This is a genomic window from Lysinibacillus sp. NPDC058147 (assembly GCF_042884205.1).
In the GTDB taxonomy this organism is placed as follows: Bacteria; Bacillota; Bacilli; order Bacillales_A; family Planococcaceae; genus Lysinibacillus.
Genome location: NZ_JBHVUJ010000005.1, coordinates 275704 through 286131, shown reverse-complemented (window position 1 = coordinate 286131; position 10428 = coordinate 275704). Strand labels below are relative to the sequence as shown.

Sequence of the window (10428 nt, the reverse complement as noted above, 5' to 3'; positions counted from 1 at the left end):
CGTACCCGATCACTTCCGGGCCTTACCCGATCACTTCCGGGCCTTACCCGATCACTTCCGGGCTTACCCGATCACTTTTCAGGGGTACCTGATCACTTCCGGGCCTTACCCGATCACTTCCGGGCCTTACCCGATCACTTCCGGGCCTTACCCGATCACTTCCGGGCTTACCCGATCACTTTTCAGGGGTACCTGATCACTTCCAGGGCTTACCCGATCACTTCCGGGCTTACCCGATCACTTCCGGGCTTACCCGATCACTTCCGGGCTTACCCGATCACTTCCGGGCCTTACCCGATCACTTTTCAGGGGTACCTGATCACTTCCGGGGCTTACCCGATCACTTCCAGGGCTTACCCGATCACTTCCGGGCCTTACCCGATCACTTCCAAGGCTCACCCGATTACTTTTCGGGGATGCCCACAAAAAAGCGTTCAGCCGGAACGCAAATCAACCATACATTAATATGACAACCCTTACTTTCAGAAGAAAATTCTAATATTTTTCACATTTTTAGTATTTTTTATCCATGTTTTAAAAATTCACATTGGTATAATAGTTATAATATGTAGATGAAAGAGGTATAAAATATGGAGATTTCACCTTATTACGAAAAAAAAATTCAATGTTTTAATTGCAAAAAAGAATTTCCAACATTAAAAGTACGCTCTAAATTCATTAAAGTAGATCATACAGAAACAGACTTTCATCCTATCTATGCAGACGGTGTAAATGCCCTTTATTATAATGTATTTGTTTGTGAGCATTGTGGATTTTCATTTACAGAAGACTTTTCGAAGTATTTTGCTCCTGGTACGCAGGATGAGATTCGCACGCAAATTACTGAGAAGTGGGTGCACCATGATTTTAAGGGAGAACGTACTGTATTCCAAGCAATACAAGCTTATAAATTAGCGTTCCTTTGCGGTACGATTAAAAAAGAAAAATTTGTCGCTATAGCTGGGCTTACATTACGTCTTGCATGGCTATATCGCTCACTAAAAAACGAAGGCCAAGAGCAACGTTTTATGACAATGGCCCGAGATTACTATATGGATTCTTACTCAACTGAGGATTACAGTTCAACACAAATGTCAGATATTCGAATTATGTATATGATCGCTGAACTATCACGACGTATCGGTGACTTAGAAAATGCTACACGCTTCTTTTCTAAGGTCATTGAAAAGCAAAGTATTGGTGGAGAAGCGAAGATCATTGATATGGCAAAAGAGCAATGGGCTATTATTCGAGAAGAAAAAGAACACGCTCGCCATGTTTAAGTAAGAAAAAAAGTTCTAGCCTGAGCTAGAACTTTTTTTAGTCGTGTTAGAATACTTGTTCTACTTCAATAACACCTGGTACTTCTTCTAATAATGCACGTTCGATACCAGCTTTTAGTGTAATTGTTGAACTTGGGCAACTGCCGCATGCACCTAATAAACGTAATTTTACAATGCCGTCTTCTACATCTACTAATTCACAGTCTCCACCGTCACGTAGTAAGAATGGGCGTAATTTATCTAATACCTCTTGAACTTGGTCGTTAATTGTTGCTTCTGCCATTTTGTCTCGACTCCTTTCCTTATAATGATTATAATGTTAGCAACAGAAAAAATCCAATATAGAATCCGAGGAGTGGAATGGAATGGGACAAACGAAACCAATGATTGAAATTTACGGAACAGCGGTAATCTGCGCGAGCTGTGTCAATGCGCCTTCTTCAAAGGATACATATGAGTGGCTACAAGCAGCAATCGATCGAAAATATCCAAACCAAGGATATGATATTCGCTATGTCGATATTGAAGGTCCAATTGAGAATGAACGCGACCAAGATTATGCTTCACGCATTCAAGAAGTTGAATTTTTTTATCCACTTGTCCTTATAAATGACGAAGTAGTGGGAGAAGGCTATGTTCAATTAAAGCCTGTATTTACTGCACTTGAAAAGCTAGGTTTCGTTCCTGACGAAACCGTTTAACTTATTTCAGCGGATGTCACAGAATTATGCCTAGGTATACTTGATAAAAAAACTTAGGGATTGCTTCAAATTTTGAAGCAATCCCTTTTTATAAGATTAATTAATCATTTTGACGTTTGTAGTACCATAATAATCCTGATTTCATCAAGCGTGCGATACGTCCTGTTACTGTTGTATCTGCTAAATAGACAAAGCCTTGTTTTTTACCAAGAGCTCCCATGAAACCTTTTAATTTAATATCAGGCATTTTCTCAGGTAAGTTTTCACCTTTCCAACGCATGCGAAGTACTTTGACGATTTGTTCTGCTTGTTCCTCTGCTAACTGGGCAGTTGGAGGTAATTCTGAAGCAGCACAGTCGCCTACAACATATACATGCTCGTCATCAAGAAGATTGAAATATTGTGTTACAAGCGGACGACCTTGTTTATCTTTCTCAACTTCCAAATCACGAACAATTTTGACTGGCTGTACACCAGCAGTCCATACTACAGTATCAAGTACAATTTCTTCTTCGTGATTGTAAATTTTACCTTGTTCAATTTTTGTAATATTTGAATTGGCAATAACTTCAACGTTATGTTTTACAAACCAGTCTTTTACATATTTACTTAGCTTTTCTGGGAAGTCCTTCAGAATACGCGGACCACGGTCAAATAGCTTTATTTTTAAATCTGAACGACTTTCACGTAACTCACTTGCAAGCTCAATACCACTTAAGCCAGCTCCTACAATTCCGACTGTAGACCCTGCCGGTAAACCACATAGCGCTTGGAATGTTGAACGTGATTTCGCCATTGTCTGAATGCTATATGTGTACTCCTCTGCACCTGGTACACCATGATACTTATCCTCACAGCCAAGACCAATTACTAAATCATCATATTCAATACGTTGTCCATCTTCTAAAATGACTACCTTATCCGTACGATCAATTTCAACAACTTCTCCATATATAGCCGATAAACGTTCATTCTCCGGGAAGCATACACGAATTTCTTTATCTGTTGCAGTCCCTGCTGCTAATGCGTAAAATTCTGTTTTTAAACTATGGAAAGGGGCTCTGTCTACTAACACGATTTCTGTGTCTAATGGAACGTTTGGTAATAAGCGAAGCATGAGACGCATATTGCCGTAGCCGCCACCTAAAAGTACTAATTTTCCCATAATAGTCTCCTTTTATATCTCTTATATTAATTGTTCACAAAGTATCCACAAAAGAGTATAACCGATTGTGAGAAGTTTCACAATATCAGAATGCAATTTTGTGAAAGATTTCACAAAATGAATGATAACTTGCTTTTTTTGAACGATTATTGAATCACTTGTACTACGATTAATTGTCGTCATTGTCCGAATTTTCCTTAAATATTATTTTCTTCTCTTCACTTTTGTAAAGTTAAGGCGTCTTACTTTACCACTTAGTATCTGCTTTTATCTCATGATCAACTCAAAACATTGACGAATGTTTTAAAAGCGAGTAGCATTATTTTGGTGAGGTGACATGTATGAATCCAATGGTTGAATTTTGTATAAGTAATTTGGCAAATGGCTCTCAAAAATCTTATGAAATACTAGAGCGTGATCCGAACATCGACGTTTTGGAATATGGCTGCCTTAGTTACTGTACAAAATGTTCAGAATCATTTTATGCAATCGTCAATGGTGAACTAGTTGAGGCTGATTCTCCTGAAGAGTTGACGAAAGCCATTTATCAATTTATCGAAGAAAATCCGTTATGGTAATGAAGGCGTAACAGCTCATTCATATAATGATGAAATACTTACTAATACTAAATTTGAACATATAAAAAGGATGTTATGCCAAAAAAATCGACATAAGCATCCTTTTTTTATGTTTGACCTATATATTTGAACTAATCAATCATGCCTCGGTCATTAAATCTTCCACCACATAGGTAGGTTGCTGCTCCTTCTCAAGTACAACCTTTGTTGGTGTAACACCTGTATTTACATGGATTGTGTCACAGCCAAATCGAATTCCACACATAATGTCTGTGTCATAATTATCGCCAATCATCACCATTTCATCTTTCGTAAAGCTATGTTCTGTCGCAATGACTTCAAGCATTGCAGGTGATGGTTTACCGATATAGATTGGCTCAATGTCTGCAACCTCACCAACTAATCGGGCAAACGACCCATTACCTGGTAAAAATCCATGTTCCGTTGGGAATTTTATATCTTGATTCGTTGCTATAAACGTCGCACCATTTTGCACAGCAACTGTCGCCTTCGCAAGTGCCATATAATCTAGATTTCGATCGATCCCCATAACAAATACTTCTGGCTCATCCTCGGTAGGTTCAATGCCTTCATTAAATAACGCTTTACGAATACCATCAGAACCTAACATGGCTACTTTTTTGCCAGGGAAATTCAAGGATACATATTTCGCTGTAACTAATGCACTAGAGTAAATATGCTCTAATGGTGCATTCACACCTATTGCGCTTAAAGCTTCCTGCAGCTGCTCTCTTGTCTTAGAAGAATTATTTGTAACGTAAAACGGCTCGATCCCTGCTTGTTGTAACCGATGAATATAAGTAATCGCAGAAGGAATACCTTCCTTTCCACGGTACACTGTGCCATCTAGATCAAAGCAATATGCCTTGTAGGTTTTCATTGATGATCCTCTGGTAAAAATGCTGAAACAGGGCCGAGTTCATTTGTTAAATAACTATTCACAGCAGGTGAAAATTGCTTTAACGTTGGCAAAGTCGTTGTTAACACATTGACAACTTCTTGAACATCTACATCTGTAAATTCACGAACAAGCATTTTACGTAAGCCAACTACTGCTTTTAACGGTGCTTCCATTTCAGTAGATACGACTTTTTCATCGATTAAAATATCAATAATATCCTCATAGCTTCCTGGATCACGCATAATGAAGCCGTCAATCATTAAATTACCTACATCCATCATTGACTCCATCACATTGTGACCAATTCGCTCGATTGCTAATTTCTTAATATCATTTTCTAGCCAGCTATCTTCTGACTCTAGAATAGCTAATAGTCCATCTAAGTACTGTAAATTTTTTGTGATTTTATTACGATCTACAAAATACACAAGGAAAGCCCCCATTCAAATCTTTAAAAGTTGATAGTCATTTCTCTTCTATAGTACCATATCTATAGGACTGGAAGGAGATTAAAAGATGGAACGTTTTTTTTTATATGATGATGTAGAAGATACAAAAACACGCTTTGTTAGTTTTGCCGGGGACAAGTTACGTTATGATTTAGCCATTTTGCAATCGGGTCGTTTCTTTGGAAAAGTGCTTGTTATGGATATCCAATTTGGACGCTTTGCTATAATTGGTCCAGATGATATAGAAGAGCCAGGCTACCTTGAACACGTGTACAATCGTACAGAGGAAGAGACGGTCGAGCTACGAGAATATTTACGTGAATTGTTAAATTAACACCCTCAAAATAGGGTGTTTTTTTGTACATAGCAATTAAGAATTTAATACAAAAAAATTCCGCTTTTCTGCAGACATAGGAATATACTTTGCATACTGTGCAACAGAAGGATGGCAGAATTTTTTTGTAAATATCTTAAAACTAAATCGAGGAGCATTGAATCGTGCCCCTACTTTTCATTATTTATTTTAGCAGGATTATCCTTATTTTGAGGTTTGTCTTTGTTTTCATTGTCGTTTTGTTTTTTGGCTTGTTGATTTTGCCCAATTACTCCTAAGTCATCAACACTAATATCAAAACCAAATCCATATTCTTCTCGATCTAATGATTTTTTATTTTCTTTAGTCAAATTAATCACCTCCAATAAATAAATTATCCTTTTTTACATGATTTATACGCTTTATCTATCTACCTAAACATTATTAGTTTTATGCTGTTGCATCTTTAATAATCCAGTCAGCAGCACTAATTAAATCTGGAACAACCGCATCTGCCAGCGGATCTTTCTCCCCTAAAAACACTCCCTTAGTTCCGGCTCGTTTGCCTGCTATGATATCTGTATCCGTATCTCCCACCATGTAGGATTTTGCCAAGTCTATATTATATTTTTCACCCAGATCAACGATTAACTTACTATTAGGTTTACGGCAGGCACAGCCCGACTTTGGTTTATGGGGACAATATACGACTTCGTGAATAGTGGCCCCTTCCTTCTTCAATTCTTTTACCATATGCTCATGTATTTTTTGTAGCTGCGTTTCTTTCATAAACCCCAATCCAACGCCACCTTGATTGGTTACTACAAATATATAGTCGAAGTATTTATTCAATTTTTTTATAGCTTTCGGAACATGTGGTAGGAAATAGAGCTCCTTTGGTTTATTTACAAATTTAACACGATCCGTTAATACTTCATTGATGACCCCATCACGATCCAAAAATACAGCTTTTTTCATCTAAACAACACACACCTTTAATATAAAATAAGTAGGTTGGTATAAAAGCCAAAAATGCAGGCTCCTCACCATAGCATGAGGTTGATTTCCGTTCCGACTGGGCGCTTTTATCGCTGACGCTTCGCTTTCGCGCAGAAAACATTTGTTGTTGCTGTCGCTTCGCTTTCGCACAGAGCAAAGCTTCCTGGGGGCGTCTGATGAGCCGCTTGGGCCAACACGATGTTGGTCACGAAGGCGTTATCACAGGATGTGATGGTTTTAGCCTTTGTTCCTCTATTGCTAATCCCCAAGGAGTCGCCCAATCTCCACTCCAATCAACTTATATATTGCATATACCCGCTTTATGGTGAAAAGTTAAAAATAAAGCAATTTTTGCATTCACTTTTTATTATTACCGAAATAAAAAAACCTATTACTGCAAAGTAAAAACCTGATGCAAATTTCGCATCAGGTTTTAAAAGTTTATTCTGCTATTTGTTCATCCTCAACAAGCTTTGTCACTTCATGATCTTCATTTACTTCAGCTTCTGGCTGTTGAATGGATTTACCGAATTTGCGTAATACGAAATATGCACAGCCAAAGTTACAATACTCGTATAAGTAATCTTGTAGTGTACTAATCTTCGTATCGAAAGTGGCTTTCTGATTTTTATCATCAAAAAAGCCTTTTAAGCGTAATTGATTATAGCCCCAGTCTCCCACAATATAATCATATCTGGCTAAAATATCTGAGTATCGTTCTTTGAATACTTCCTCTTGAAAAGCTTCTTTGTAATCTTCAATAAGCTCGTATTCATATCCTTCAATATTGATCAAAGTAACACCGCCTTCTGCTTCAACATTTGTTTCTATTTTTCTGCTTGTAGTTGACGTTCTTTCGTTGCTTCGTTAACTTGTTCATCAGCATGATAGCTACTACGTACAAGTGGGCCTGCTTCACAATGCTTAAATCCTTTTTCCATTGCGATTTTACGCAGTTTACCAAACTCTATTGGAGAATAATACTTTTTAACAGGTAAATGCTTTTTCGTTGGCTGTAAGTATTGACCAATTGTCATAATATCTACGTCATTTGCACGTAAATCGTCCATAACTTCTAAAATTTCTTCATCTGTTTCACCTAATCCTATCATTAAAGATGATTTTGTAGGGATGTCTGGTTGCATTTCTTTTGCCAAACGAAGAAACTCTAATGAACGCTCATATTTTGCACGAGCACGTACTCTTGGCGTTAAGCGACGTACTGTTTCAATATTATGATTTAAAATATCTGGCTTCGCATCCATTAAAATTTGAAGGTTCTCCTTCAGACCACCTAAATCGGACGGTAAAACTTCAATCGATGTAGACGGACTTTTACGACGAATCGCACGCACTGTTTCAGCTAATACTTGCGCACCGCCATCCTTTAAGTCATCACGCGCTACCATTGTAATAACAACGTGCTTCAAGTTCATAATTTCTACAGAATCTGCTACGCGTTCTGGCTCAGCTAAGTCTAATTCATTTGGTAAGCCTGTTTTAACAGCACAGAAACGGCAAGCACGTGTACACACAGATCCAAGAATCATCATTGTTGCTGTACGTCGTTCACCCCAGCATTCATGAATATTAGGACAGCGTGCTTCCTCACATACTGTATGCAGATTTTTTTCACGCATGAGCTTCTTTAGCCCTTTATATTCATCATTTGTGTTTAATTTAATTTTTAACCAATCTGGTTTTCTTAAGTATTCTTCTTTTTCTTTGCTTGTAGGTTTACAAGATGTCATACGGAAATCGCCCCTATCAAATATGTGCAGTTTTTATATTACTATCTTTACTGTTGTCAATGTAACATAATAAATGAACTCCAACAACTATCATAATCAATTTTGCCTTGGCAAAATTGCGCCTGGAGGCTTTAGGCCAACAAATGTTTTTTGCGCGAAAGCAAAGCGTCAGCAGCAGATGTTTTTTGCGCGAAAGCGTAGTGCTAACGCAGCGCGTCAGTAGCACGAAGTTAGTCATTCAGTCGTGTGTTGTTATTGTTGTTGCTGTCGCTTTCTGTACAAAAGACATTCGCTAAAAGAAGGCAAACATTTCTACTTCTTAGGAGAGACAGGTACTTGAATTGAAGGTACCTCTTCACTACCATTTGAATAAACATCTGGAACTTTCCCCCTTACAAAGCCTATCGCCACCGGAATATCCTGAGTAACTGTTGTAGTTTTACTAGCAAAAGGGACAATAATTTGCACATTTACTTCTATATGAACCCCTACCTCCATGTATGCGCTATTTATACCATATTCTTTTATTGAGGAAGTAACTTCACTATGCACATTGCCAATGACATGAAAGCGTATCGGAATTTTAGGTCCTAAGTTCCCAATTAAAGGGATATTAGCCGCCTGACTCAACGGCATATAAAAAACTACCCCATTCCCTTCATTAATCTTGTTATAATCATATTCAACATTATCGAGATTTGGCAAATGCGACAACTCTCCTTGCTCTGCCTGCTCTAAGTACAATTTTACTTGATTGACCGTTTCTGTTCGAACTCGATTAATCGTTTCTGTATTAACTTTTAAATCAGAGCCTTCAGGAGATACTTCTACAAGAATATCATTAACATCCATAACATTTGATGTACGAGAATCAATCGCTTTACTCACAACGGAAGATGCAATCTTAGCCGTTTGTATTTCAGCATAATCTAAGTAGGTCGGCATAAGCTTCGCATTTAAATAATAAATAAATAAAAAAACACCGATAATAACGAATACAACTACTAGGGTTAATCGATTCAACCGACTTCCCTTTTTTCTATAGGTGCCATGATTACTATAAGATCGTAATTTCATCCTTTTTCGAGGGAAAAACAAAAAATCTCCTCCTATTCCATAACGTATGAACAGGAGGAGATTTTTATTCGATTTTCGATGGGACAACATAATCCGCTTCAACGCTTTCAATTGTTGCGGTTGGGAAGTCCACTAAGTTAATTTCATATGTAGCTGCTAATAATTGATTTTGTTCCTCAAAAATACGAATCCACGGTAATGCTGCATTCAATGTATTTTGTCTTGATACAATACCTCGACGTCCATCCGATAATTTTAAAATAACACCGTTAGGATAATGTACAACAGACCTTTTCAATGCTTTCACAATACGTGCATCATATATAGTTCCAGAGCCTGCTTCTACGATTGCTAGGCCCTGAGAAGGTAGCATTTTTTCACGATATACACGACTTGTGGTCACCGCATCAAAGACATCTGCTACACCGATAATTTTTGCAAACGGATGGATTTCAAAATCAACTAAGCCCCGTGGATAACCACTCCCATCAATACGTTCATGATGTTGGAAGGCACAATGTGCAACAATCAATGATATAGAATGTAAATTGCGTAACAAATCAAAACCATATCGAGTATGCTGTTTCATCGTTTCAAATTCCTCACACGTTAGGCGCCCAGGCTTTGTCAGGATCTCTTTGGGTACCATAATCTTCCCTATGTCATGTAACAAAGCGCCAATCCCAATTAAACGTAAATCCTCAGCTGAGTATCCAAGCTCTTTAGCAATCGCTATCGAATAAAGAGTAACTTGAAAGGAGTGTTGATATAAATATTCATCAAATAAATACGCATCTGTTAATATTGTTAGAATTTCATCATTACCACTAACTGCCGACAGTAACTCATCCACAATTGAGACAATTGCTTTTGATTGTTGGTCAAGCACATAAGAAGCATTTACTGGATTTAAACCATTGATTGATTGGAAAGAATCTTTAATGGTTGAAATTGCTTTATTTCGAATAACAGCTGGAACTGTTTCCTGTACCTCAATACCCTTAGAAATTTCATCGTCAATATATAAATAATGAGTATTTAATTGTTGAAGTCTTTGTATGATACGTTCATTAATAACAACATCTTTCTTTAAAAGAGGGTGCCCCGCCTCATTCCAAATGGTTCTTGCTAATACCATTCCTTCTTTTAATACATCGATTGAAATTAATCGCATGACCTTTTCCCCAATC

The 10428-nt window shown here is 37.6% G+C and carries 14 protein-coding genes; 4 read left to right on the top strand and 10 right to left on the bottom strand.

What is annotated here, in order from left to right:
* Positions 1-590 precede the first annotated feature (590 nt).
* Positions 591-1283 carry a DUF2225 domain-containing protein gene (locus tag ACFVT8_RS16890; protein WP_387083650.1) on the top strand — a complete coding sequence of 231 codons (693 nt, stop codon included), beginning with the start codon at positions 591-593 and terminating at the stop codon, positions 1281-1283.
* A 46-nt stretch (positions 1284-1329) separates the two neighbouring features.
* Here ACFVT8_RS16890 and ACFVT8_RS16885 read toward each other — a convergent pair whose 3' ends face one another.
* Positions 1330-1566, bottom strand: a complete 237-nt coding sequence (locus ACFVT8_RS16885; RefSeq protein ID WP_100546189.1) for a NifU family protein — start codon at positions 1564-1566, stop codon at positions 1330-1332.
* An 82-nt stretch (positions 1567-1648) separates the two neighbouring features.
* Between ACFVT8_RS16885 and ACFVT8_RS16880 the strand changes: the two genes are divergently transcribed.
* Positions 1649-1984, top strand: coding sequence for a YuzD family protein (locus ACFVT8_RS16880; protein ID WP_387083649.1), 336 nt, complete (start codon positions 1649-1651; stop codon positions 1982-1984).
* A 100-nt stretch (positions 1985-2084) separates the two neighbouring features.
* Here ACFVT8_RS16880 and ACFVT8_RS16875 read toward each other — a convergent pair whose 3' ends face one another.
* Positions 2085-3149, bottom strand: coding sequence for an NAD(P)/FAD-dependent oxidoreductase (locus ACFVT8_RS16875; RefSeq protein WP_387083648.1), 1065 nt, complete (start codon positions 3147-3149; stop codon positions 2085-2087).
* A 341-nt stretch (positions 3150-3490) separates the two neighbouring features.
* Between ACFVT8_RS16875 and ACFVT8_RS16870 the strand changes: the two genes are divergently transcribed.
* Positions 3491-3727 (top strand): YuzB family protein, encoded by a 237-nt coding sequence (locus ACFVT8_RS16870; protein ID WP_387083647.1) that lies wholly within the window; start codon positions 3491-3493, stop codon positions 3725-3727.
* A 139-nt stretch (positions 3728-3866) separates the two neighbouring features.
* Here ACFVT8_RS16870 and ACFVT8_RS16865 read toward each other — a convergent pair whose 3' ends face one another.
* The gene (locus ACFVT8_RS16865) at positions 3867-4628 is read right to left on the bottom strand and encodes a TIGR01457 family HAD-type hydrolase (RefSeq protein WP_387083646.1); all 762 of its coding nucleotides are present in this window, start codon (positions 4626-4628) and stop codon (positions 3867-3869) included.
* The gene (locus ACFVT8_RS16860; RefSeq protein ID WP_387083645.1) at positions 4625-5077 is read right to left on the bottom strand and encodes a DUF86 domain-containing protein; all 453 of its coding nucleotides are present in this window, start codon (positions 5075-5077) and stop codon (positions 4625-4627) included. The genes ACFVT8_RS16865 and ACFVT8_RS16860 overlap by 4 nt, the downstream gene beginning before the upstream one ends.
* Before the next feature lie 88 nt (positions 5078-5165).
* On the opposite strand from ACFVT8_RS16860, the gene ACFVT8_RS16855 reads away from it, so the two are divergent.
* Positions 5166-5432, top strand: a complete 267-nt coding sequence (locus ACFVT8_RS16855; protein WP_387083644.1) for a DUF3055 domain-containing protein — start codon at positions 5166-5168, stop codon at positions 5430-5432.
* A 170-nt stretch (positions 5433-5602) separates the two neighbouring features.
* Here ACFVT8_RS16855 and ACFVT8_RS16850 read toward each other — a convergent pair whose 3' ends face one another.
* The 6 genes from ACFVT8_RS16850 to ACFVT8_RS16825 form a co-directional block, all read right to left on the bottom strand.
* Positions 5603-5797, bottom strand: a complete 195-nt coding sequence (locus ACFVT8_RS16850; protein WP_387083643.1) for a hypothetical protein — start codon at positions 5795-5797, stop codon at positions 5603-5605.
* Positions 5798-5861: 64 nt separating this feature from the next.
* Complete coding sequence (locus tag ACFVT8_RS16845; protein ID WP_387083642.1) at positions 5862-6389, bottom strand: D-glycero-alpha-D-manno-heptose-1,7-bisphosphate 7-phosphatase; 528 nt, start codon at positions 6387-6389, stop codon at positions 5862-5864.
* Between the two features lie 462 nt (positions 6390-6851).
* Entirely contained in the window at positions 6852-7205 is a 354-nt protein-coding gene (locus ACFVT8_RS16840; RefSeq protein WP_387083641.1) for a YutD family protein, read from the bottom strand.
* Positions 7206-7237: 32 nt separating this feature from the next.
* Entirely contained in the window at positions 7238-8161 is a 924-nt protein-coding gene (lipA, locus tag ACFVT8_RS16835) for a lipoyl synthase (RefSeq protein WP_387083640.1), read from the bottom strand.
* 312 nt (positions 8162-8473) lie between these two features.
* Positions 8474-9238 (bottom strand): sporulation protein YunB, encoded by a 765-nt coding sequence (gene yunB / locus ACFVT8_RS16830; RefSeq protein WP_387083714.1) that lies wholly within the window; start codon positions 9236-9238, stop codon positions 8474-8476.
* Between the two features lie 64 nt (positions 9239-9302).
* Complete coding sequence (locus ACFVT8_RS16825) at positions 9303-10412, bottom strand: HD-GYP domain-containing protein (RefSeq protein WP_387083639.1); 1110 nt, start codon at positions 10410-10412, stop codon at positions 9303-9305.
* Between the last annotated feature and the right edge of the window lie 16 nt (positions 10413-10428).

Bases quoted from the DNA above. Each gene is read 5' to 3' on its own strand.
- ACFVT8_RS16890 (WP_387083650.1), top strand. From the start codon at position 591: ATGGAGATTTCACCTTATTACGAAAAAAAAATTCAATGTTTTAATTGC.
- ACFVT8_RS16885 (WP_100546189.1), bottom strand. From the start codon at position 1,566: ATGGCAGAAGCAACAATTAACGACCAAGTTCAAGAGGTATTAGATAAA.
- ACFVT8_RS16880 (WP_387083649.1), top strand. From the start codon at position 1,649: ATGGGACAAACGAAACCAATGATTGAAATTTACGGAACAGCGGTAATC.
- ACFVT8_RS16875 (WP_387083648.1), bottom strand. From the start codon at position 3,149: ATGGGAAAATTAGTACTTTTAGGTGGCGGCTACGGCAATATGCGTCTC.
- ACFVT8_RS16870 (WP_387083647.1), top strand. From the start codon at position 3,491: ATGAATCCAATGGTTGAATTTTGTATAAGTAATTTGGCAAATGGCTCT.
- ACFVT8_RS16865 (WP_387083646.1), bottom strand. From the start codon at position 4,628: ATGAAAACCTACAAGGCATATTGCTTTGATCTAGATGGCACAGTGTAC.
- ACFVT8_RS16855 (WP_387083644.1), top strand. From the start codon at position 5,166: ATGGAACGTTTTTTTTTATATGATGATGTAGAAGATACAAAAACACGC.
- ACFVT8_RS16845 (WP_387083642.1), bottom strand. From the start codon at position 6,389: ATGAAAAAAGCTGTATTTTTGGATCGTGATGGGGTCATCAATGAAGTA.
- lipA (WP_387083640.1), bottom strand. From the start codon at position 8,161: ATGACATCTTGTAAACCTACAAGCAAAGAAAAAGAAGAATACTTAAGA.
- yunB (WP_387083714.1), bottom strand. From the start codon at position 9,238: ATGAAATTACGATCTTATAGTAATCATGGCACCTATAGAAAAAAGGGA.
- ACFVT8_RS16825 (WP_387083639.1), bottom strand. From the start codon at position 10,412: ATGCGATTAATTTCAATCGATGTATTAAAAGAAGGAATGGTATTAGCA.